Raw genomic sequence first — 22,246 nt, forward strand, 5'->3', positions numbered from 1 at the left:
GCATTGAGCGGTGCCGGGAAAGTCCCTTGCCGAGCATGGCTCGGCACTACAGGTGAGGCTTCATGCCGAGCATGGCTCGGCACTACAACTGCCACTCCCTCCCTTTGGCCGAAGGCCAAGGGGAGAGTTGGGGAGGGGTTGGTTCTTTCCGCCTTTCGAGCAATCCCTGCCTCGCGGCTTACGCCGCTCCCACATGCGCCACCAGCGCATCGTCCAGCTGTCCCGCACGCACCGACGCCGGCCGCTGCAGATGGACGGTGTAGTAATCCGTGAACACCGGCTTGGCCTCAAGCTGGCCCATGCTGACGAAGTAGCTCAGGAACGAGGCCATGTACAGATCGGCGACGGTGAAGCTGTCACCCACCAGATAGCGCTTGCCGGCTACTGCCGTTTCCAGTGTGCGAATCAAATCCTCAGCGCTGCCGTAGCCTGCCTCCATCGGCGGCGCCAACGTGCCATGACGTAGATCGGTAACGAAGGCCTCCAGTGGCCCGGCCGCAAACAGCACCCAGCGGTAGCACTCGCCGCGCTCGGCAGTTCCAACTGGCGGCAACAACGCCTTGGCCGGCGCCAGATCGGCCAGGTGCAGGCAGATCGCGGCATTCTCGGTGATCACCGTCTTGCCCTGCAGCAAGGCCGGTACCTTGCCCATCGGATTGATCGCCAGGTACTGCGCGGACTTCATGCTGGTGCCGTATTCGAGCATGACAGCATCGTAACGCAGGCCGGTCTCCTCCAACATCCAGCGGGTGATGCGGCCGCGCGAATGCGGATGGGTGTAGAAGGCGAGCGTGTCGGTCATGTCAGGCACCTGCGTTTGTTGGGAACCGTCAGTGTGCGCAGGGGCTGCTGACAACCGCTGTCAGCAGTGATGCATCAGTTGTCCATCATGCATTGCGCACGCCAGCGCTTCAGCAACTGATGGCGCTGCGCCGGATAGCGTTGCGCTGTGTCCTCCAATGCCAACAATCGATCAGCGCGGAAGTGACGGAAATCACCGCGCATCTCGCACCACGCCGCCAGCATCCGTACATCGGCCATGAAGGCCATCGCGAACGGCCAGATCATGCGCTCACTGACCCTGCCCTCGACATCGCGATACTGGATGCGCACGGCGTTGCCGTCGCGGATGGCACGGCGCAGAGCCGGCAGCCACGGCTCCGGTGGCACCGCGTGCCAGTGCGGCGCGAACAGACCGCTGGTTTCCACCTGCAGCCGCAGCGTCTCCGGCAACACGCCAATGACACGCTGCAAGGCCGTGTCGGCGGCAGCCGCCAGTTCAGGGTCGCCGTGCGACGCCACCCAACGCGCGCCCAACAACACCGCTTCAAGTTCTTCGGCGGAAAACATCATCGGCGGCAACAGGAAGCCCGGCCTTAGCTGATAGCCGACACCAGGATCACCCGCGATATCGGCGCCCTGCCCGCGCAACGCATCGATATCGCGATACACGGTGCGCAGGCTCACCTCCAGCCGCTGCGCCAGCTCGGCGCCGCGCACCGGCGTGCGGCGCCGCCGCAATTCATCCAGCAGGTGCAGCAATCGGGCGGCGCGTTGGCTCATGGGTGGATCCGGGACAGTCAGCTGGCCAGCATAACGGCTGGCAGCCGGTGGATTGCTCCCGGGGCTTCAACAGAGCGCATTTATGTCGGCAAGCTGAGCAATAGATAAGCCCTATCAAAGCGAACGTTTCATTTGATTACTCATTTAACGCTTCCATGGTTACAGTCGGTGAAAGCAAAACCCCAACGCCAGCAGGAGCCAGCCATGAGCAATGACACCAAGCCCACCTGTCCGTACCACACGGCCCCCTCCCCCGAGCAGGCCGCGCAGTCGCAGCGCGATACCAGCACCACGCCTGCACAGAAGCATGGCGACGCGCCGGTAACACCCATGACCACCGCCTTTGGTGCACCGGTGGTGGACAACCAGAACAGCAAGACCGCCGGCCCGCGTGGCCCGCTGCTGATGGAAGACGTGTGGCTGCTGGAGAAGCTGGCCAACCTCAACCGCGAAATCATTCCCGAACGTCGCATGCATGCCAAGGGCTCGGGCGCATTCGGCACCTTCACCGTCACCCATGACATCAGCAAGTACACCCGCGCCAAGCTCTTCTCGGCCGTAGGCAAGCAGACCGAGATGTTCGCCCGCTTCACCACCGTGGCCGGTGAGCGTGGCGCGGCCGATGCCGAGCGCGACATCCGTGGCTTCGCGCTGAAGTTCTACACAGAGGAAGGCAACTGGGACCTGGTAGGCAACAACACGCCGGTGTTCTTCCTGCGTGACCCGCGCAAGTTCGGCGACCTCAACAAGGCGGTCAAGCGCGACCCGCACACCAATCTGCGCAGCGCCCGCAACAACTGGGACTTCTGGACCCTGCTGCCGGAAGCGCTGATGCAGGTGACCGTGGTGATGAGCGATCGCGGCATCCCGCGCAGCTTCCGCCACATGAACGGTTTCGGTTCGCACACCTACAGCTTCACCAATGAAGGCGGCGAGCGCTTCTGGGTGAAGTTCCACTTCGTCACCCAGCAGGGTGTGCAGGCGCTGACCGATGCGCAGGCCGAAGTGCTGGTCGGCAAGGACCGCGAAAGCCACGGCCGTGACCTGTTCCAGGCAATCGAGCGCGGCGAGTTCCCGAAGTGGAAGCTGTTCGTGCAGGTGATGCCGGAGCTGGAGGCAGAGACCTACCGCATCCATCCGTTCGACCTGACCAAGGTCTGGCCGAAGAGCGATTACCCGTTGATCGAAGTCGGTGAGTTCGAGCTCAACCGCAACCCCGACAACTGGTACATGGACGTGGAGCAGTCGGCATTCGCACCGAGCAACCTGGTACCGGGCATCGGCCCGTCGCCGGACAAGATGTTGCAGGCACGTCTGTTCGCTTACACCGACGCACAGCGCTACCGCCTCGGCGTGAACCACCACCAGATCCCGGTCAACGCCGCCCGCTGCCCGGTCTTCAGCAACCACCGCGATGGCGCCATGCGCGTGGACGGCAACTACGGCGGACTGCCGCACTACGAACCCAACAGCTATGGCCAGTGGCAGGAACAACCGCAGTACCGCGAGCCGGCGCTGAAGATCCGTGGCGATGCCGACTTCTGGAACTTCCGCGAAGACGACAACGACTACTTCAGCCAGCCGGGCGCACTGTTCCGCAGCTACAACGCCGAGCAGAAGCAGCGCCTGTTCGAGAACACCGCCCGCGCCCTGGGTGATGCCCCGGACTTCATCAAGCAGCGCCACATCGACAACTGCAACAAGGCCGACCCGGCCTATGGTGCCGGTATCGCCGCTGCGCTGCAGAAGCTCGCAGCGGCAACCGCCCCGGCCGATCCGTTCGCACCGCCGCCGCACCCGGGCAGCGATTTCCCGACCGCCACCCCGGGCGCCGAGGACATCGAGCTGTAAGCCCGATTCACTGATCCAACGACGAAACAGCACCGCCCGCCCTGCGCGGGCGGTGCTGTTTCTGCCCACAAACCAACACGTCATTGCCCCCTTCACCTACGCCCCCTTGCGGGGGTTACCATGCCGCTCGGCAACCCACCCATTCAAGGATCTCCCGATGAGCCTGACCGACGACCTTCTCTCCCAGCTGCAAGGCGCACCGCTGCAGCAGGTTTCCCAGCAGCTGGGCATCGACAGCCAGCAGGCGTCGGGTGCCATCAGCGCCGCGCTGCCGCTGCTGATGGGTGCGCTGGGCAACAACGCAGCCAAGCCACAGGGCGCCGAAGCGCTGTTCGGCGCGCTGCAGAACAACCACAGCGGCCTGGACATCGGCAGCGTGCTGGGTGCGGTGATGGGCGGCGGCAACAGCCCGGCCGCCAACGGCGCCGGCATCCTCGGCCACATTTTCGGTGGCAACCAGGACCGCGCTGAAACCGGCCTGGCCCAAGCCACGGGCCTGAGCCCGAGCAGCTCCAGCCAGTTGCTGAAGATCCTCGCCCCGATCGTGATGGCTTATATCGCCCAGCGCATGAGCAGTGGCGGCCAGGCAAGTGCCGGTGGGCTGGCGCAGATCCTGGGGCAGGAGAAGCAGCAGGTGACGCAGGCCGGCGGTATCGGCGGAGGCCTGCTGGGCAGCGTGATGGACCAGGATGGCGACGGCCAGTTCGGCGTCAGCGACCTGATCAAGCTGGGCAGCGGCTTGCTGGGTAGCGGCAAGCGTTGAGCTGATGAAGATTGATTGAAAACGCCACCGCAAGGTGGCGTTTTTGTTTCTGTAGTGCCGAGCCATGCTCGGCAGAGGCTTCACTGGTAGAGCCCCATGCCGAGCATGGCTCCGCACTACAGGGTTGGCTTTACCGGTAACGCCCCTGCCGAGCATGGCTCGGCACTACAGGTTAATCGCTTGGGTCAGAGTGCGTCGAGGTCGCCCAGAGCGCGGATCAGGCGGCGGGCGCGCTTGTCGGGCTTGTGCTCCGGGGCCTGGTAGCCGGTGCGTTCAGCGGCGCGGCGGAGGTGCAGTTCGTGACGTGCCTGCTTCGAAGCTGCCGATTCTTCGTACATGGCCTGCGCTACCTGTGCCGAGCCGCGTTTGTCACTCAGTCCGCGTACCGCGATCTCGAAGATCTCATCGCCACGCTGCACCCGCAGCGCATCGCCCACACGTATGGCGCGGGACGACTTGGGGCGTTGACCATCCACATCCACCTTGCCGGTCTCCACCGCCTGTTTGGCCAGGCTGCGGGTCTTGAAGAAACGTGCCGCCCACAGCCATACATCAAGACGAATGCTTGCTACCGCTACGACTTCACCACTCATCGCGTTGCCATCACTCCTGTGTAAGCGACCTACCGTTGATACCTGACGCCGGCACCCTCACCTGCAAGATGCTAGTGTGCCTGCCCCGATCCCGACAACGTTGTCCATGTCGAAAACCAAGCAAACCCGCTCGCTGACCGAAGGCCCGATCGGCACCAGCCTGCTCATGTTCGCGCTCCCGATTCTGGCTGGCAACATCGCACAGTCGCTGAACGGGTCGGTCAATGCCATCTGGGTGGGCAAGTTCCTCGGCGAGGCAGCGCTGACCGCCACGGCCAACGCCAACAACATCATGTTCTTCCTGATCGGCTCGGTGTTCGGTATCGGCATGGCCGCGACCATCCTGATCGGCCAGTCCATCGGTGCCAAGGACCTACCGCAGGCGCGGCGGGTAATGGGCACCAGCGCCACCTTCTTCATCAGTCTGTCTGCGGTGATCGCGGTGCTGGGCTGGTTCCTGTCGCACCGCCTGCTGCTGGCGATGGGTACACCCGCCGAATCACTGCCGATGGCCGATGCCTACCTGAAGGTGATCTTCCTGGCGATGCCGCTGCTGTACGCGTTCGCCTTCATTACCGCCGCCCTGCGCGGTGCCGGCGACGCGCGCACGCCGTTCCGCTTCCTGCTGTTGGCGGTGCTGATGGATATCGCCTTCAACCCATTGCTGATCTTCGGCGTCGGTCCGTTCCCGGAACTCGGCATTGCCGGTGCAGCGTGGGCCACCTTCTTCTCGCAGGGCCTGGCACTGGCCGGCCTGATGCTCTACCTGCGCAACAAGCGACACATGCTGTGGCTGGGACGCAAGGACATCGGCCTGCTGAAGATCGACACCGTCATCCTCAAGGCGCTGGTGGTCAAGGGCGTGCCGATGGGCCTGCAGATGATCCTGATCTCGCTGGCGATGATCATGATGATCAGCATGGTCAATGGCTACGGGGTGGAAACCGCCTCGGCCTATGGCGCAGCCATGCAGTTGTGGACCTATGTGCAGATGCCGGCCATGGCGATCGGTGCAGCCTGCTCGACGATGGCCGCGCAGAATGTGGGCGCCGGCCTTTGGCCACGGGTGGAAGCCACCGCGCGTACCGGTGTGCTGTTCAACTTCCTGCTGACCGGTGCCTTGATCGCGCCGATCATCCTGTTTGATCGCAGCACCCTGGCGTTGTTCCTGCCAGCCGCCAGCGAGGCGCTGGAGATCGGTCGCCACCTGAACCACATCGCGGTGTGGTCGTTCCTGTTCTTCGGGGTCAACTTCGTGCTGTCCGGCGTGGTCCGCTCCACCGGCGCGGTGCTGCCGCCGCTGTTGATCCTGGCAATCGGTATGTGGGGCATCCGCGTGCCGTTCGCGCTGTGGCTGCAGCCGCGCTTTGGTGCCGATGCGATCTGGTGGAGCTTCCCGGTCAGTGCGTTGTGCTCGATGCTGATGATCATGGCCTATTACCGCTGGGGCAATTGGCGCAAGGCAACCATCCTGGACAAGCCGGCGCAGGCCACCCCGGCGGAAGTGCCGGCTACGCCGCCATCGCCGGTGGCGGATCCGGACGTGGAATTGGAACGCTAGACAGCGCTGTGGGAGCTGTGGGAGCGGCGTAAGCCGCGAAGCTGGCATTGCTGGAAGGGCCTGAAAGCTCAACCCCTCCCCAACCCTCCCCTACGCCTTCGGCGCAAGGGAGGGGGCAGAAACACGACTGATCAATAACTGCCGTCGAAGGCGAAGATCGGCTTGCGCTGCTGCCACAGGCCCTTGGTGAAGTCCGGGAACTCCAGGGTCTGGAAGCTGTTGGCAATCGACTGCTCGGACAATGGGGTGATCGCGCTCCAGGTCACCGCGTCATAGATATCGATTGGCATCGGCGCCTTGGCCTTCAATGCCTCGACGAAGGCATGGATCACGAACCAGTCCATGCCACCGTGGCCGGCGCTGGCGGCGGTATCGGCATGCTGTTTCCACAGCGGGTGCTCATACTGGTCCTGGTAGGTCTTGAACTCTTCCCACTGGTGCGGCGGGCTGCGGCCTTCGATGTGGATACCGTGGTTGACGTCCATCCACAGGCCCTTGGTGCCCTGCACACGGAAGCCCATCGAATACGGGCGCGGCAAGGAGGTGTCGTGCTGCAGCAGGATGGTCTCGCCGTTCTCGCAGGCCAGCGTGGTGGTGACGATATCGCCGAGCTTGAACTTGACCTTGGTGCTCGGATGCGTAGTGCCACCGCTCTTGGCCACGGTGTACTCATGCAGGCCACGCGCCTTGCTGGCGAAGGCATTGATATGGGTGAAACGGTTGCCACGGTTGATGCCGGTATACATCGCGCAGGGGCCGATGCCGTGGCTGGGATACAGCTCGCCATTGCGCTGTACCGAGTGCTCGGTGCGCCAGCGTGCTTCCGACCAGCCCTTGGCGCCGAACTCGACGCCGCTGTCGTAGGGATGCTCCGGCGTGCCGTCGTTGAACTTCACCCCGCGCAGGTCGTGCTGATAGCCACCCTGCAGGTGCACCAGTTCGCCGAACAGGCCCTGACGCACCATCTGCAGCGCGGCCATCACGTCACGGCGGTAGCAGACGTTCTCCAGCAGCATGTACGGGGTGCCGGTGCTGAGCTGGGTATTGAGCACATCCCAATGGTCCTGCAGGGTGATGCCGGCAACCACTTCGCAGCCCACCGCGACCTTGGCCTGCATCGCCGCGATCGCCATCGGTGCATGCAGCTCCCACGGGGTGGCGATGATCACGCCGTCCAGGCCGCGCTGCTCCAGCAGGCGCATCCAGGCATTCTGGTCACGGTCGGCGCCATAGGCCTGCGGTGCCGGCTTGCCGGCCTTGGCCACCATGTCCATGGCGCGGCCGAGCATGATCGGCTCGATGTCGCACAGGGCAACCACTTCGACGTCGTCGCGGCGTACCAGTTCCTTCAGCAATACCAGACCGCGCATGCCGGTGCCGATCACACCCAGACGCACCTTGCGGCCACGTGCCCAAGCCGGCGTGTTCGGCAGCAGGCTGGTGGCGGCAAGGGCCGCGCTGGCCATGATGAATTCCCTACGCTTCATTGTGTTTCCTCTTTCAGGGGTCGTGCCGGTCATGGCAGGCGTGCCGCGACCATGCTGACGGTGTCACTGTCTTCCCCCTCATGCAATGCATGAGGGGGAAGCGCTGTTGCGGTGGATCAGAACTTGTAGGTGGCGGTCACGCTGTAGATGCGACCAAAGTTGTTGGCATAGCCGGAGAAGTTCATCCAGTCGTTCGGGTCATAGAACGGCAGGCGGTTGAACAGGTTCTTGACGGTCACGCCGACGCTCAGCTTCTCGATCGGACGCCAGTTCACGCTCAAGTTTGCGGTCCACCAGGCCGGTGCGCCGCCGCAATGGCCGGGGGCCAGGTCGAGGAAGCTGCCGGTGCAGGTCTGGGCATTGTTGTCCTGCGCGTCGATGCGGTCATAGGCCCACTTGGTGCCACCGACATAGTTCACGTAGAAGCCGGTGTCCCAGTTGCCATAGGTCCAGTTGGTATTGAACGTGGCGCGCACCTTCGGGTTGTTGTAGTAGCCAACCAGGTTGCCGTAGTACCAGCCGTCACCGTTGTCGGAGTTGTACATGTTGCGATTGGCGATGGTAGCTGCCACGCCAATGTTCAGGCGGCCCCATTCACCCAGGTCGAAGCGGCTGCGCAGATCGACGTCGAAGCCGTCGATCAGGGTGCGGCCACGGTTGCTGTACTGGCCGATCACGCTGGCCACGTTGCCGATGCTGTAGCCCGGCAAGGTGCCCGGACAGGTCACGCCGCTGGCAGGGTCGCTGCACATCGCAGCCAGTGCAGCGAGGTTGGACTTGTCGGACTCGGTGATCGGGAAGCGCGTCATCGAATCGATGTCTTCTTCCTTGCTGTAGTCCGGCGCGACGATTTCATCGCGACGGTACACGAACCAGTAATCCGCCGACACCGACAGCCAATCGGTCGGCTCCAGCACGACGCCCAGCGTGGCGATCTTCGCCTTCTCCGGCTTCAGGTCCTGGTTGGGCTGGGTCATGCGCGCCACGTTGCGGCTGCAATCGCTGTTCCACAGGCTGTTGCCCAGATCCTTGTCCACGACGCGGTTGGACTGCCGCAGCAGGCCGGCAATTGCATTGGTTTCGGCGCAACGGACTTCATCGCGGTAACCACCGATCTGCGCATACACGCCACCGCTGCCGGCCTCGGCCAGACTGGGTGCACGGAAGCCTTCCGAATAGGTACCACGCAGCATCAGCTGCGGCAGGGCCTGGTACTTCAGGCCGATCTTCGGCGCGGCATTGGCGCTGAAGCCCGGGTACTTGTCCAGGCGCAGTGCCAGGTCCATTTCGAGCTTCTCGGTGAGCGGCACCACGGCTTCGGAGAACAGCGCGTAGGTGTTGCGCTTGCCGTCGAACCACGAGCCGCCCTGCTGGGTGATCAGGCCGTTGGCGGCATCCGGGTTGCCCGGCGTGTAGAAGGTTTCGCGGGTGGCATTGAAGCCGAAGGCCGCACGCACTTCGCCGGCCGGCATGTTGAACAGCGGGCCTTCGATCTTGCCGTCCAGGGTGTGCAGGCGGGTCCACGACTCGATGTCGAAGGTCGGGAAGGCTTCGCGGATCAGCGCCGCGTTGGCTTCACTGATCTCACCGAACTTGTAGGCCGGATGATCGGAAATGATGACGCGACCGGTACCCGGATCGATGGTGTACGGACCGAAGGCTTTCTCGAAGCCCTTCAGGTTGACGTTGGTGGTCTGGTAGGTGACCGAGTGCGAGCCGGCGGTGGCGAACGCGGTTTCCCAGTTCCAGTCGCCGGCAGCACCACGCAGACCTGCCACCACACGGTAGCTGTCGTCGGTATTGCGCTGACCGAAGTGGCCACCGCCGACGTCCTGCAGCAGGTAACCCAAACCGACCACACCGCCATTCATCGCCTTCAACTCCGGGCTGGCGTGGTTGTATTCGTTGTTCGGGCCAAGCCACGGGGTCAGGAACTGGTTGACCGTATTGCCGGTGTTGCGCGAGAACCAGCTCTGCGGATTGCCGGTGGTGGTGCCATAAGCACGCGGCGTACCGCCATTGGCATGCAGGTCGATGTCGGTATAGGTGACTTCGGCGAATGCCTCGGTGCTGTCATTGAGCTGGTAATGACCATTGACGTAGGCAGTGACGCGCTTGGAATCCGCGCCGCCGTTGATCTGCCGGTTCATCCAGGTCTGCCAGATGCAGCGCGTGCCACTGCTGACCTGCAGCACGTTGTTGCAGCCCGGTGCAGCCTCGTCCTTGCGCACGCCGGTGACCGGATCGATGGCGTAGTAATAGCCGGGGTTGAACACGCCCGGCGCACTGCCGGTGTCCAGCCGCAGGTTCTTGATGTAGTCCGGATTGTTGACGTAGAACTGGCCCGGATGCTTCAGGTACCACTCGCTGTCCGGAATACCGTCGCGCTCATACAGGTTGACGCTGGCATAGACGTTGTAGCCATCCTCGGCCATGTCGCCGAAACCGCCGGTGACACTGGCCTGCTTTTCACCGAAGGAATCAAAGCGCGAAGCGGTATCCCAGGTACCGCTGACTTCCAGGCCCTGGTAGCTGCTCTTGGTGATGACGTTGATGACGCCGGCCACCGCGTCGGTGCCGTATACGGCCGAGGCGCCGTCGGTCAGCACTTCCATGCGCTCGATGACGGCGGCAGGAATGGCATCGATGTTGACGAACTGGGTCTGGAAGCCAGCCGGTGCGCCGTAGTACGACAGGCGGCGGCCATTCAACAGCACCAGCGTGCCCTGTGCGCCGAGGCCGCGCAGGTTGGCCTGTGAAGCGCCGTCGGAACCGGTGAACAAGGACTTGGAATCAACCTGGCCCGGTCGTGCCGCTGGCAGATTGTCGAGCACCTGCAACAGCGTGCGCGCGCCCATGTTTTCGATGTCCTGCTTGCTGATCACCTGCACCGGCGAGGCGGTTTCCACATCGGTGCGGCGGATGTTGGAACCGGTGACCTCGATGCGGGACAACTCGGTGGTCTTGTCCTTTTCCTTTTCAGCCTTGTCCTGCGCGAAGGCAGGTGCGGCGATGGCGAACAACACGCTGGCGACAGCCAACGATAGTGGAGCTTGCAAACAGCGTTTGGCACTGCGGTTGGCTGGCAACATCGGGGTTCTCTCCTGGCAAGGGCACGCAAAAAAAAACAGCAGTTGGCGGGCAAAGCGATCCCATGCCACGGTTCTTGGACCGTAGCCGGGGGTAATCCGGTGGGAGGAGCGGTGTTACGGGTGGGTCATGGCGCGAGGATGTCGGCGGAATCGCCCTCCTCGCCTATCAGTACGGCATTGGCCCAGTTGGCGCAGACCTGGGACGGTTGGCTACCCTGCGCACCCAAGGTGCGCAGACTCAATCTGGACAGACCGCGGATGTCGAGCTCGGGCTTGACCACGCCCGGTGCTTTCACAAAACCGCTGTCATAGAGCAGGCGGTCATCGCCCCAGACCTGGAACTGCAGACCACCGGCTTGACGGCATTGGTCATCGACGCCCAGGTCGGCACGTAGCGTTTTCCACTGCCCCTTCAAGTTCATGTCGATGCGGCTTTGCGCACCGACGCCGAGACCGCGGCGGAACTGCAGGCCGTTCATGCGCATCGGCACGGCCGCAGCGAACGAACGATCGGCATGCACCTGGGTGGCCAATACGGCCGGCAGCGGCAGCTGGGAGAGGTATTGCTGCCGCGCCGGCCGCTCGGCCGTTTGCTGCTCGAGGATATGGAAGGTGGACAGTGCAATCGGGCCAACATCGCGCGGCTGCAGTGCATCCACCGCACGCGCGGTGCTGCCCTGCGCTGCGGTCACCATCGGATCGGCACCACTTGCGCCGTCACCGTCGGGGTTCTGCACGCTGAGCACGCGGAAGCGCAACAGGCGGCCGGCATGGGCAGGGAAGTCGATGCGCTGCAGTTCCTGCTTCAGCTGCAGGTGACCCGTAGCAATCGGCTTGCCCCACTCACCATTGCTGTCGGCCATGTAGATTTCGTAATCACGCACCTGACCATGCTTCCAGTGCTGGTCGTTGCGCGGTGCCAGCTCGATGCCATCGATCAGCTTGCGCTCGCCAAAGCCCACCACCCACTCATGGGCGCCAGTGCGGATGGCCTGGTTGCGCACGCTGCGGAACCACGTCGCCGGATCATCGTCGAAGGCATTTTCCAGCGGATGGCCGGGCTCTTCGGCCGGACGATTGACCACCAGCAGACTGTCGGACGGCAGCGCGCGGCCGAGCTCCGGCGCATTCGGGAAAACGTCTTCAGCCAGCGCGGCGGCAACCGGGAAATCCAGCTGCAATTTCAACGGCGTGCGGATGTCCTGGCTGGCGGTACGCACATGCAGCGTGCCCTTGCGTTCCTTGCCATCGAAGTACCAGCCTTCGCTGGCTGCCTGCAGTGCGGCCGCGTCAGCAAGCTTGGGCAACGTACGACCATCCAGTTGCACGGCAGTCGGTGCGCTGCGATTCAACACGCGCAGGCCGTAACGGCGCTGCGCCAACTGACCTTGATACTCGCCCTGCACCGGCGCTATCTCGACCTGCACCGGGCCACTGCCCTGCGCCGGTGCCTGCACGCGAATCTGCTGCGTGCTCGACTCGCCCTTCTGGTAGCGGCGGGTGCTGCCATCGTCTTCGTACAAGGTGTAGCTGGATTCGCCCTGCGGGTACAGATCGAAGGTCACTTCATCCAACGGCTTCTCGCCGTCGAACAGCATCTCCGGGTACATCGGCAGGATCGCACCGGCACGCACGAATACCGGCAGCGTCGCCAGTTCGACCGGACGGTCCAGCTGCCTGCCTGCGGCACCGGCCTGCAGATGGCGGCCGTCCCAATAGTCGTACCAGCCGCCGGCCGGCAGATGGATGTCGCGGCGCCAGCCACGGCTTGCCGCCTGGCTGCGATATACCGGCGCTACCAGCAGATCACGGCCGAGCAGGAACTGGTATTTGTAGGTTTCGTCCTGCGCGTGCGGGTCCTGCGGGTTGTCCCACATCAGCCCGCGCACCGGCGGCGCACCGCTCTGCGCAGCATCGTGCACCAGCCCGTACATATACGGGGTCAGACGCATTTTCAGCTTGAGGTAGTCGCGGTTGATCGAGCGGTAGGGCTCGTCGAAAGCCCAGGGGTGCTTGCGCGCGTTCGACGACCAGCCGGACATGCCCATCAGCACCGGCGTGAAGGTCTTCCACTGCAGGTCGCGGGTGAAGGTTTCGGCGCTGCCGCCGAAGATCGCATCGACGTCACCGCTGGCATAGGCCATGCCCGACAGGCCGGAACCCACCAGAGTGGGCACATGCCAGCGGATGTAGTCCCAGCTGCTGCTCTGGTCACCGGTCCAGGCAACCGCATAACGCTGAATGCCGGCCCAGCCCATCACCGTCCACAGGAAGGGGCGCGAGTCGGAATTATTGAGGATGCCGTCAAACGCCTGGCGGTTGGCATCCATCGCGAACTGATAGCCCTGCCCGGTCCAGGCCACGTCCAGCTTCTGCACGCGGGTGCCGGCCTTGCCGACTTCCCATGCGATCTTGTCGACGCCATTCTCGGTCCACAGGCCGGTCTTGAAGCCGTACTTGGCCAGGCCCTGTACGGTCTCCGGCAGCTGTTTGTAGCCGCAGCCGTAACCGTCATTGGGCAGGATCCAGCCGCCCGGCATGTCGTTCTCGCGGTACTTGGCAGCGACGCTGTTGACCACGTCGATGGTGGTGCCGGTGGGGCCATCGCTCCAGCCTTCGGGCACGCTGCCGGGCTTCTTGATGTTGTCGCCGTCGTTGTAGCAATCGGCATCGCCGTAGGACAGCGCCCAGCGCGCGACCATGTTCGGCCGGCCGGTCAGTTGGGTGTAGCGTTCCAGCAGCCGCTGCAGATCATTGCCGACGAAGTAATAGGCGTCGAAGCGGTCCTCGCGGTGCAGCAGCGTGGCCTGGTCCGGCTGGCGCAGGTCGTAGCTGCCGTCGCTCCAGGTATTGCGCAACATGCCCCAGCCGCGTGAGCTGAGCAGCATCGGTGCCGGGCTCGGGCGGTCGCCCTCCTCCCAGCCACCAGAATAGGACACTTCAAGTTCGCGGCCCTTGAACTGGAAACGGCCGTTCTGCTGGCCGCCGCCGTAGAAGGCTTCATCGGCCTGCGAGGACAGTACCTGCACGCTCTGCTCGGCGGACAGGTCCAGCGGCTGCTGTTCCTGCCATAGCGACACCGCCTTGCCACCGTCCAGACGCTCCAGCCGCAGCTGCAGGGGCTGGCGCTGCACATGCAGGACCAGCGCCGGGGTACGCACGCGGATTTCCTGCGCGTCTTCTTCCAACTGCGCCTGCACCGGCTGCACGGGCTGCGGCAACACGATGGGCGCGGCCTTGTCACCAGCGCCGGTCAGCTTGCCGTTGCGGCCAGCCTGCACATGCACGATGTCGTTGGCCAACACCTCGATGCGCAGGGTGCTGCCATTGTCACTGCGTACGTCCCAGGCACGCACGCCGTCGCGGCCATCGCTGGCGGTGACGGAGCGCAGATTGCCGATGGGCTCGGCCTGTGCGGTCACTGCCGGCAACAACAAGGCCGAAAGCAGCGCCAGCAACAGCGGCGATTGACGAACGCAGTGTTCCACCTTGCCTCCAACCCGTTCAACGGGCGTTTCGAAACCGAGTGCGCCGACTCTAGGGCAGGAAATCGAAAGATGTCAACAAAATGAAAGCAAAAGATAAGTAAGATTTCTTACAATCGAAAGATGGTGCGGAGCAGCAACTTTCACATCATCAAGCTGAGCGTATTCATTGCTGCGAAAGGGTTTCCCGGGAAACCTTTCGCTTCGGACGATTCTCAAGAGAATAAAGTCTAATCAAATTATTTCTTTCGTTTTGCTTTCGGTATTTGACATTTCGAAAGAAAAGAAAGATGGTGCGCTGGCCAATCAGGAATCACACATGGATGCCACCCTGCTTCACGATCTGACCGCCTGGCAGCGCCTGGGCGGAGCCGATACCGCTACCGAAATCGCCCAGCAGCCCGCGCTGTGGGAGACCCTTGCCCTGGATCTGCAACAGGCCAGCACGCGCCTGCAGGATTTCCTTGGGCAGCGCCTGTCCGACCCGCGCCAACGGGTGATCTTCACCGGTGCCGGCAGCTCGGGTTTCATTGCCGAGATGGTGGCCGACACCATCAACGCGCAGTGGCCGGCCGAAGTGCGCGCCGTGCACACCACCAGCCTGCTCACCCACCCGGCGCTGTACCTGCAGCGCGATCGCCCGACCCTGCTGGTGTCGTTCGGCCGCAGCGGCTCCAGCCCGGAAAGCGTGGCCGCCGTCGACCGCGTCCGCGCCGACGTCGACGATGCCCGCTTCCTCGACATCACCTGCAATGCCGAAGGCGAACTGGCCCGTCGTGGCGCCGGCCGCGACGACACCTGCACGCTGCTGATGCCGGCCGCCAGCTGCGACCGCGCCTTCGCCATGACCAGCAGCCTGAGCTGCATGCTGCTGGCCGCGCTGTCCGTGTTCGACAGCGTGCCGTGGGCCGAGCGTGTGCAGCGCCTGCAGCAGGTTGCCGCACTCGCGCGCCAGGGCCTGGCCAACTGGGATGCAGCAGTCGCCGCACTGGCTGCGCAGCCGTACAACCGCGTTATCTATCTGGCCAGTGGTCCGCTGGAAGCGCTGGCTCGCGAGGCTGCGCTGAAGGTATTGGAGCTCACGGCCGGCCGCGTGCTGGCATTGGCCAATACCCCGTTGGGTTTCCGCCACGGTCCCAAGTCCACGCTCAATGATGAAACCCTGGTCGTCGTGCTGCGCAGCGCCGAACCGCTGTCGCGTCGCTACGAGCAGGATCTGCTGGAAGAACTGCGCGGTGATGGCGTTGCGGGCAAGGTATTGTCGATCGGACCGCATTCGGACCTGGGCATCCATGACGATTACACCTTGGCCGTGCCCGCCCTGCCCGACAGCTGGCTGGCGCCGGTGTGGCTGCCGTTCGCGCAGCTCTACGCACTGCAGCGCTCGGCCGCACTCGGCCTGACCCCGGACAATCCGTTCCCGGACGGCACCGTCAACCGCGTGGTCAAGGGCGTCACCATCCACCATGGCTGATACCCGCGCCCCGGCCTGTTACGGCATCGACATTGGCGGTACCAAGATTGAACTGGTGGCCTGCGATGCCGCCCTGCAGGTCGCGTGGCGCAAACGCATCGCCACCCCGCAGGGCGACTACAACGGCTTCCTGCAGGCGGTGGAAACGCTGGTTGCCGATGCCGATGCCCAACTCGGCCAACGCGCGCAGGCCATCGGCATCGCCCTGCCCGGCGTGCGCGAGCGGCGCAGTGGCCGCCAGCTCAGTGCCAACGTACCGGCACTGACCGGCCAATGCGTCAGCGCCGACCTGCAGGCGCGCCTGCAGCGGCCGCTGCATTTCGGCAACGACCTGCAGTGCTTTGCTTTGTCCGAAGCACACGGCGGCGCGGCTAACGGTTATGCCAGCATGTTCGGCGCCATCCTCGGCACCGGTGCCGGCGGCGGTTACTGCCTGCACGGCAAACTTGTCGGCGGCTTCAACGGCCTGGCCGGCGAATGGGGCCACTGGAGCGTGCCGGCCAACCTGCTGCAACGGCATGGCCTGCCGCTGCTGGATTGTGGCTGCGGCCTGCGCGGGTGCGTGGAGCGCTATGTCTCCGGCAGCGGCGTGGCCATGATCGAACGCCATCTTGGCGGCACTGCGGCCAACGCCAGCGAGGTCATCGCCCAGGCCGAGGCCGGCGACATCCGCGCCATGCAGGCACTGGACATCCACCGCGACCTGCTCGGCCACAGTTTCGCCGCGCTGATTCTCGCACTGGACCCGCACGTCATCGTGCTCGGTGGCGGCCTGTCGCAATACGCGCCCCTGTACCAGCAGCTGCCTGCGGCCATCGCCGCACATCTGTTCAACGGCGTGGAAGTGCCGCCCATCGTGCCACCGCGCTTCGGCGATGCCGGCGGTGCCCGTGGTGCCGCCCTGCTCGCCTGCCAACCCGCTTACCTGATTCCCGGAGCTTGACCATGTCACCGCTGCAATCCCTGCTTGCCTCTCATCGCCAAGGCCACAACGTCGGCCTGTACAGCGTCTGCTGCAGCAACGAACAGGTGTTGCGTGCGGCCATGCACGTGGCCGCGCAGCACGGCACTGTGCTGCTGATCGAAGCCACCTCCAACCAGGTCGACCAGTTCGGCGGTTACACCGGCATGACCCCGCCGCAGTACCGCGCCTACGTGGAAACGCTCGCCGATGAAGAAGGCTTCCCGCGCGGGCAGCTGATCCTGGGCGGCGACCATCTCGGTCCCAACGCCTGGCAGAAGCAGCCAGCCGCCGAAGCGATGGCCAATGCGCGCGTATTGATCGAAGCCTATGTCGCCGCCGGTTTCCACAAGATCCATCTGGACTGCAGCATGTCCTGCGCAGATGACCCGACCCCATTGCCCGATGCCACCGTCGCCGCGCGCTCGGCCGAGCTGGCGGTCATTGCCGAAGCCACCGCCAAGGCCAATGGCCTGCCGCCGCCGGTCTACGTGATCGGTACCGAAGTGCCGATCCCCGGTGGCGAAGCCTCGCTGGCAGGCGGCCTGGCGGTGACCACGCCGGCCGCGGCCGCGCAGACCCTGGCCATCCACCAGCAGGCCTTCGACACACCGGAACTGCGCGATGCGTGGCAGCGCGTGATCGCGATGGTGGTGCAGCCGGGCGTGGACTTCGACCACAGCAGCGTGCACGAATACGACGCCGCCGCTGCCAGCGAGCTGGCCGATTTCCTTGAACAGCAGCCGCGCATCGTGTTCGAAGCGCACTCCACCGACTACCAGCGCGAATCCGGCCTGCACGCACTGGTGCGCGATCACTTCGCCATCCTCAAGGTTGGCCCCGCGGCAACGTTTGCCTACCGCGAAGCGCTGTTCGCACTCGCCGCGATCGAAGCCGAACTGCTGCCCGCCGCGCAGTGCTCGAAGCTGCCACAGGTGCTGGAACAGGTGATGCTGGCCAAGCCGAAGAACTGGCAGGCGCATTACCACGGCGATGAAGCCACGCTACGTCTGCTGCGCTCCTACGCCTTCAGTGACCGCTGCCGCTACTACTGGGGCGAGCCGGAACTTCTGCAGGCGGTACAGACTCTGTTTGCCAATCTGGAACAGCACACCCCGCCGCTGGTGCTGCTCAGCCAATACCTGCCGGGCCAGTACGTGGCCGTGCGCGAGGGCCAGCTGGCCGCCACGCCTGCGGCCCTGGTGCAGCATCGCGTCGGCCAGTGTCTGGGCGAATACGCGCGCGCCTGCAGCGCCAATCAGGCAGGTACGCGCAAGCAAAGCGAAAGTTTGCGCACCCAAAACCTTGCGAACGGTTAATCTCCGCTTTCAAACGCACACGAGAGTTGACCATGCGCAATACCCGTCCCCGCCGACAGCAGATCCTGCAACGCCTGATCGACCAGGGCTCGGTGCAGGTTGCCGAACTGGTTGACCAGTTCGGTGTGTCGGCGGTGACCATCCGCACCGACCTGGGCCACTTCGAGGCGCAGGGCCTGGCCACGCGCACCCATGGCGGCGCGACCCTGGTACGCATGCCGCCGCAGGAACAGGACATCCACGAGAAAGATGCGCTGAACCTGTCGCTGAAGGAATCCATCGGCATGCGCGCCGCGCAGCTGGTGCAACCCGGCGACAACATCATCATCGACTCCGGCTCCACCACCATGACCCTGGCCCGCCACCTGCGCGACCACCGCGATGTCACGGTGATGACCAATGGTTTGAACATCGCCTGGGAACTGGCCAACGCACCGGCCGTCAACGTGCTGCTGACCGGTGGCCTGCTGCGCAAGCAATCACTGTCGCTGCAGGGCAGCCAGGCCGAAGCCAGCCTTACCTCCTACAGCTTCGACACCTTGTTCCTCGGCGTGGACGGTCTGGACCTGCAGTTCGGCCTGACCACCCATGACGAAGCCGAAGCACGCCTCAACCACCGCATGGTCGAGCGCGCACGGCGCATCGTGGTGCTGACCGATGCCTCGAAATTTGGCCGGGTCAGCCTGCACCGCATCGCCCGCCTCGACCAGATCCACGCCATCATCACCGATACCGGCATCGACGATGCCACCCGTGAGGGACTGCAGCGCCAGGGCATCGAAGTGATCACCGCCGAGCCACCGCTATGACCGCTATCCGCAGCCTGTTCGGCCGCATTCTCACTCCCTTGGGCTGGCGCCGCGGCCACGTCCACTTCGACCAGCAGCTGCGCACGCTGGAGGTGGAAGACCACGCAGGTAATGGCGGCGATCTGCCGATCATCCTGCCCGGCTTCATCGACCTGCACGTACATGGCGCAGCGGGTGTGGACCTGATGCAGGGCGGCGATGTCGCCCGCCGCATCGCCCACACCCATGCCCGCTACGGCACCACCACCCTGCTCGGCACCACGATGACCGCCGAGTACGGCGAGATCGAAAATGCCCTGCGCGGTGTCGCCCAGGTGATGGCCACGCCGGATGTGGATGCCGCACAGATCATCGGCGTGCATCTGGAAGGTCCCTTCATCAGTCCGCAGCGGCTGGGCGCACAGCCGCCACGCACGCTGGAAGCAACGCTGGAGTCGGTGCAGCACCTGCATGCACTGGCCCCGATCAAGGTGCTGACGATTGCACCGGAGATCGGCCAGCACACCGCCTTGATTCCAGCCTTGGCAGCGATGGGCATCCGCGTGCAGATCGGCCATAGCGCCGGCACGTACGACGATGCGGTCGCCGCATTGCAGGCTGGTGCGGTTGGCTTCACCCATCTGTTCAACGGCATGACCGGCGTTGATCACTACAAGCCCGGTATCGCTGCTGCCGCCTTGGCACATGCCGAATACGCCGAATTGATTCCCGATCTGCAGCATGTGCACCGCGGTGCCATCCGCATGGCCGTGCGCGCGATCCCGCGCCTGTATGCTGTCACCGATGCGACCGCCGCCACCGGCATGCCCGATGGCGAATACGCGTTGGGCGAGCAGCGCGTGCACAAGTGCATGGGCTGCGTGCGGCTTTCGACCGGCTCGCTCGCCGGCAGCGCACTGACCATGGATCAAGCACTGCGCAATCTGGTCGATGTCGGCCTGGACCTTGCCGACGCCTCGCAACGTGTTTCCACCATCCAGGCCGATTACCTGGGCCTGGAAGACCGCGGCCGCATCGCGCCGGGCCTGCGCGCGGACATGGTGGTGCTGGACCCGCAATTGAAATTGCAGCAGGTATGGATAGCCGGCCACCCGGTCGACCCAAACTGACCCGCCCCATGTAGTGCCGAGCCATGCTCGGCAGCCTTCCGTTCCAATAGCCGTATCACCGGAACACGCCGCGCATCCGCGCGGCGAGCCGAGCTTGGCTCGGCACTACAAAATCTTGCCCCAGGAACGCGCCGATGACCGACACCACTTTTGCCGTGCCCGCCAGCGACGCCGCCCCGCGTTGGCCCGTGCGCTATCTCCTTTTCATCGCCGGTCTTGGCGGCCTGCTGTACGGCATCGACATCGGCATCATTGCCGGCGCCCTGCCCTATCTGGAAGCCACCGCCAGCCATGCCTGGCAGCTGAGCAGCCAGCAGATGGGCTTCGTGGTTGCCGCGGTGCTGCTGGGCAGCGTGTTGTCATCGCTGTTCGCCGGCATGATCGCCGACCTGATCGGCCGCCGTGGCGCGATGATGCTCGCTGGCCTCCTGTTCACCGCCAGCATCCCGATCATGGCGCTGGCCTCCGGCTATACACCGCTGCTGCTTGGACGCCTGTTGCAAGGCATCAGCGGTGGTTTGATCGGCGTGGTAGTGCCACTGTATCTGGCCGAAGTGCTGGGACCGGAACGACGCGGTCGCGGCGCAGCGATGTTCCAGCTGCTGCTGACGGTTGGATTGGTGCTGGCCGCCTTGATTGGTCTGTACCAGGCGCATTCGGTGGATGCGGCGACCGAGTCGGTGCGCAACCTGCCACTGGTGCAGCAGGCACAGCATCTGTTCGCGGTGAAGGACCAGGCCTGGCGTACGATTTTCTGGACCTGCCTGCTGCCGGGCGTGGTGTTCTGCATCGGCCTGTTCTGGCTCAATGAATCACCGCGCTGGCTGGCGCGCCGCGGCCGCATCGATGCCGCACGTCGCGGCCTGCAGGCAACCCTGCCGCCGTCGCAGGTGGAAGCCACGCTGGCGCAGATCCAGAATCCAGTCATCGCGAAAGCCGAAGGGGAGCGCGATCGGCTTTTCAGCCGCCGCTACATGGTGCCGTTCGTGCTGGCCTGCCTGGTATTGGCTTTCACCCAGGCCACCGGCATCAACTCGATCCTTGCCTACGCCGTCAACATCCTCAATCAAGCTGGTTTGCCGGGTGCGGCAGCCAATGGCGCCGACGTGGCAATCAAGCTGCTCAACGTGATCATGACCCTGGTGGCGCTATTCCTGGTGGACCGCAAGGGCCGCAAGTTCCTGTTGATGATCGGCAGTGGCGGCATCTGTCTTGCCCTGCTGGCTGCAGCGATGCTGTTCTTCAAGGCCGAACAGGGCCGCGCCGATGTGCAGCAGGTATTGCAGCACGCGGTGCAGGCTGATGGCCTGCAGTTGCAGCTGGATGCGGCGCAATGGCACCAGCTCGCCGGCACCCGCAATCGCGACGGGCAACCCTCGCAGCTGACGGTGTCGTGGAGCTATGGCGGTTTTAGCGATGTGCGCTCGCTGCGCAGCGACAATCCCAGTGATCAGCAGTTGCTGATCGAGCGCTCCGGTACGGTGCGTGCTGACAGTGTGATCGGGCGTTTCTTCCGCAGCCTGCATCTGAATCCATTCCCGGACCCGAGCGCGGCCGCCGATGCCCCGCTGCGTATTGAGCAGGCCTGGATCGGCGCAGTGCCGCCGGCTTCGCATGGCTGGGCAGTGGCGGCCTGCATCTTGGTATTCGTGGCGTTCTTCGCGGTCGGCCCGGGTGTATGCGTTTGGCTGGCCTTGTCGGAGTTGATGCCGAACCGCATCCGCTCCAACGGCATGAGCATCGCGCTGCTGATCAACCAGTTCGTATCGACCACGATCGCGGCGGTGTTCCTGCCGACGGTTGGCCACTACGGCTACGCCAGCATGTTCCTGTTCTGGGCGGCGTGTACGTTCGCCTTCTTCCTGATTGCCGCGTTCTGGCTGCCGGAGACCAAGGGCAAGACGCTGGAGCAGATCGAGGCGCATTTCCGCTGAGTGGCCATATGGCGGAAAGCCAGAGCAAGGATCAAAAACGCCCTCATCCGCCCTCCGGGCACCTTCTCCCGCAAGCGGGAGAAGGGACGGCAGGCATTGCGGTGTACTGAGGTTCTACCCACTCCCCGGCTTGCGCTCTGAGCGGCCAGCCATCAGCCGCCAAGACACCCTAGCACTTCCTTCTCACGCGTGCGGGAGAAGGTGCCCGGAGGGCGGATGAGGGGGCTGCTATGCTTCTAGGCTTC

General features: G+C 64.4%; 15 protein-coding genes. 9 read left to right on the forward strand and 6 right to left on the reverse strand.

Annotation, left to right across the window (positions count from 1 at the left end):
* Positions 1–178 precede the first annotated feature (178 nt).
* A complete protein-coding gene (locus AC1VXC_RS18290) occupies positions 179–802 on the reverse strand; it encodes a glutathione S-transferase family protein (protein ID WP_481538977.1) in 624 nt (207 codons plus the stop codon).
* A gap of 74 nt (positions 803–876) precedes the next feature.
* On the reverse strand, positions 877–1,563 hold the full coding sequence (locus AC1VXC_RS18295; protein ID WP_481527147.1) for a helix-turn-helix transcriptional regulator: 687 nt from the start codon (positions 1,561–1,563) through the stop codon (positions 877–879).
* A 204-nt stretch (positions 1,564–1,767) separates the two neighbouring features.
* Here AC1VXC_RS18295 and AC1VXC_RS18300 point away from each other — a divergent pair, with 204 nt between their 5' ends.
* A complete protein-coding gene (locus tag AC1VXC_RS18300) occupies positions 1,768–3,414 on the forward strand; it encodes a catalase (protein WP_481527148.1) in 1,647 nt (548 codons plus the stop codon).
* Positions 3,415–3,571: 157 nt separating this feature from the next.
* On the forward strand, positions 3,572–4,177 hold the full coding sequence (locus tag AC1VXC_RS18305; RefSeq protein ID WP_313170596.1) for a DUF937 domain-containing protein: 606 nt from the start codon (positions 3,572–3,574) through the stop codon (positions 4,175–4,177).
* 185 nt (positions 4,178–4,362) lie between these two features.
* On the opposite strand, the gene AC1VXC_RS18310 is transcribed toward AC1VXC_RS18305, so the two are convergent.
* Positions 4,363–4,770 carry an RNA-binding S4 domain-containing protein gene (locus AC1VXC_RS18310; protein WP_481538978.1) on the reverse strand — a complete coding sequence of 136 codons (408 nt, stop codon included), beginning with the start codon at positions 4,768–4,770 and terminating at the stop codon, positions 4,363–4,365.
* A gap of 106 nt (positions 4,771–4,876) precedes the next feature.
* Here AC1VXC_RS18310 and AC1VXC_RS18315 point away from each other — a divergent pair, with 106 nt between their 5' ends.
* Positions 4,877–6,331, forward strand: coding sequence for an MATE family efflux transporter (locus AC1VXC_RS18315; protein ID WP_313170592.1), 1,455 nt, complete (start codon positions 4,877–4,879; stop codon positions 6,329–6,331).
* A 131-nt stretch (positions 6,332–6,462) separates the two neighbouring features.
* On the opposite strand, the gene AC1VXC_RS18320 is transcribed toward AC1VXC_RS18315, so the two are convergent.
* The 3 genes from AC1VXC_RS18320 to AC1VXC_RS18330 all read right to left on the reverse strand — a co-directional run bounded on the left by AC1VXC_RS18320 (position 6,463) and on the right by AC1VXC_RS18330 (position 14,398).
* The gene (locus AC1VXC_RS18320) at positions 6,463–7,818 is read right to left on the reverse strand and encodes a Gfo/Idh/MocA family protein (protein ID WP_313170590.1); all 1,356 of its coding nucleotides are present in this window, start codon (positions 7,816–7,818) and stop codon (positions 6,463–6,465) included.
* A 116-nt stretch (positions 7,819–7,934) separates the two neighbouring features.
* A complete protein-coding gene (locus tag AC1VXC_RS18325) occupies positions 7,935–10,910 on the reverse strand; it encodes a TonB-dependent receptor plug domain-containing protein (protein ID WP_313494314.1) in 2,976 nt (991 codons plus the stop codon).
* A gap of 125 nt (positions 10,911–11,035) precedes the next feature.
* Positions 11,036–14,398 carry a TIM-barrel domain-containing protein gene (locus AC1VXC_RS18330; RefSeq protein WP_481538979.1) on the reverse strand — a complete coding sequence of 1,121 codons (3,363 nt, stop codon included), beginning with the start codon at positions 14,396–14,398 and terminating at the stop codon, positions 11,036–11,038.
* Positions 14,399–14,714: 316 nt separating this feature from the next.
* On the opposite strand from AC1VXC_RS18330, the gene AC1VXC_RS18335 reads away from it, so the two are divergent.
* The 6 genes from AC1VXC_RS18335 (at position 14,715) to AC1VXC_RS18360 (ending at position 22,001) form a co-directional block, all read left to right on the forward strand.
* Positions 14,715–15,869 (forward strand): SIS domain-containing protein, encoded by a 1,155-nt coding sequence (locus tag AC1VXC_RS18335; RefSeq protein ID WP_481538980.1) that lies wholly within the window; start codon positions 14,715–14,717, stop codon positions 15,867–15,869.
* Complete coding sequence (locus AC1VXC_RS18340; protein ID WP_481538981.1) at positions 15,862–16,812, forward strand: ROK family protein; 951 nt, start codon at positions 15,862–15,864, stop codon at positions 16,810–16,812. The genes AC1VXC_RS18335 and AC1VXC_RS18340 overlap by 8 nt, the downstream gene beginning before the upstream one ends.
* 2 nt (positions 16,813–16,814) lie before the next feature.
* Positions 16,815–18,149, forward strand: a complete 1,335-nt coding sequence (locus AC1VXC_RS18345) for a D-tagatose-bisphosphate aldolase, class II, non-catalytic subunit (RefSeq protein WP_481527153.1) — start codon at positions 16,815–16,817, stop codon at positions 18,147–18,149.
* Between the two features lie 26 nt (positions 18,150–18,175).
* On the forward strand, positions 18,176–18,958 hold the full coding sequence (locus AC1VXC_RS18350) for a DeoR family transcriptional regulator (RefSeq protein ID WP_282270845.1): 783 nt from the start codon (positions 18,176–18,178) through the stop codon (positions 18,956–18,958).
* Positions 18,955–20,067: an N-acetylglucosamine-6-phosphate deacetylase gene (gene nagA / locus AC1VXC_RS18355; RefSeq protein ID WP_481538982.1), complete on the forward strand. Its 1,113-nt coding sequence runs from the start codon at positions 18,955–18,957 to the stop codon at positions 20,065–20,067. The genes AC1VXC_RS18350 and nagA overlap by 4 nt, the downstream gene beginning before the upstream one ends.
* 134 nt (positions 20,068–20,201) lie before the next feature.
* Positions 20,202–22,001 (forward strand): MFS transporter, encoded by a 1,800-nt coding sequence (locus AC1VXC_RS18360; RefSeq protein ID WP_313170577.1) that lies wholly within the window; start codon positions 20,202–20,204, stop codon positions 21,999–22,001.
* Positions 22,002–22,246: the final 245 nt, after the last annotated feature.

It is taken from the genome of Stenotrophomonas sp. STEN033, assembly GCF_056856655.1.

Coding starts and splice junctions, on each gene's coding strand:
- AC1VXC_RS18290 (WP_481538977.1), bottom strand. CDS start 802: ATGACCGACACGCTCGCCTTCTACACCCATCCGCATTCGCGCGGCCGC.
- AC1VXC_RS18295 (WP_481527147.1), bottom strand. CDS start 1,563: ATGAGCCAACGCGCCGCCCGATTGCTGCACCTGCTGGATGAATTGCGG.
- AC1VXC_RS18300 (WP_481527148.1), top strand. CDS start 1,768: ATGAGCAATGACACCAAGCCCACCTGTCCGTACCACACGGCCCCCTCC.
- AC1VXC_RS18305 (WP_313170596.1), top strand. CDS start 3,572: ATGAGCCTGACCGACGACCTTCTCTCCCAGCTGCAAGGCGCACCGCTG.
- AC1VXC_RS18310 (WP_481538978.1), bottom strand. CDS start 4,770: ATGAGTGGTGAAGTCGTAGCGGTAGCAAGCATTCGTCTTGATGTATGG.
- AC1VXC_RS18315 (WP_313170592.1), top strand. CDS start 4,877: ATGTCGAAAACCAAGCAAACCCGCTCGCTGACCGAAGGCCCGATCGGC.
- AC1VXC_RS18320 (WP_313170590.1), bottom strand. CDS start 7,818: ATGAAGCGTAGGGAATTCATCATGGCCAGCGCGGCCCTTGCCGCCACC.
- AC1VXC_RS18325 (WP_313494314.1), bottom strand. CDS start 10,910: ATGTTGCCAGCCAACCGCAGTGCCAAACGCTGTTTGCAAGCTCCACTA.
- AC1VXC_RS18335 (WP_481538980.1), top strand. CDS start 14,715: ATGGATGCCACCCTGCTTCACGATCTGACCGCCTGGCAGCGCCTGGGC.
- AC1VXC_RS18340 (WP_481538981.1), top strand. CDS start 15,862: ATGGCTGATACCCGCGCCCCGGCCTGTTACGGCATCGACATTGGCGGT.
- AC1VXC_RS18345 (WP_481527153.1), top strand. CDS start 16,815: ATGTCACCGCTGCAATCCCTGCTTGCCTCTCATCGCCAAGGCCACAAC.
- nagA (WP_481538982.1), top strand. CDS start 18,955: ATGACCGCTATCCGCAGCCTGTTCGGCCGCATTCTCACTCCCTTGGGC.
- AC1VXC_RS18360 (WP_313170577.1), top strand. CDS start 20,202: ATGACCGACACCACTTTTGCCGTGCCCGCCAGCGACGCCGCCCCGCGT.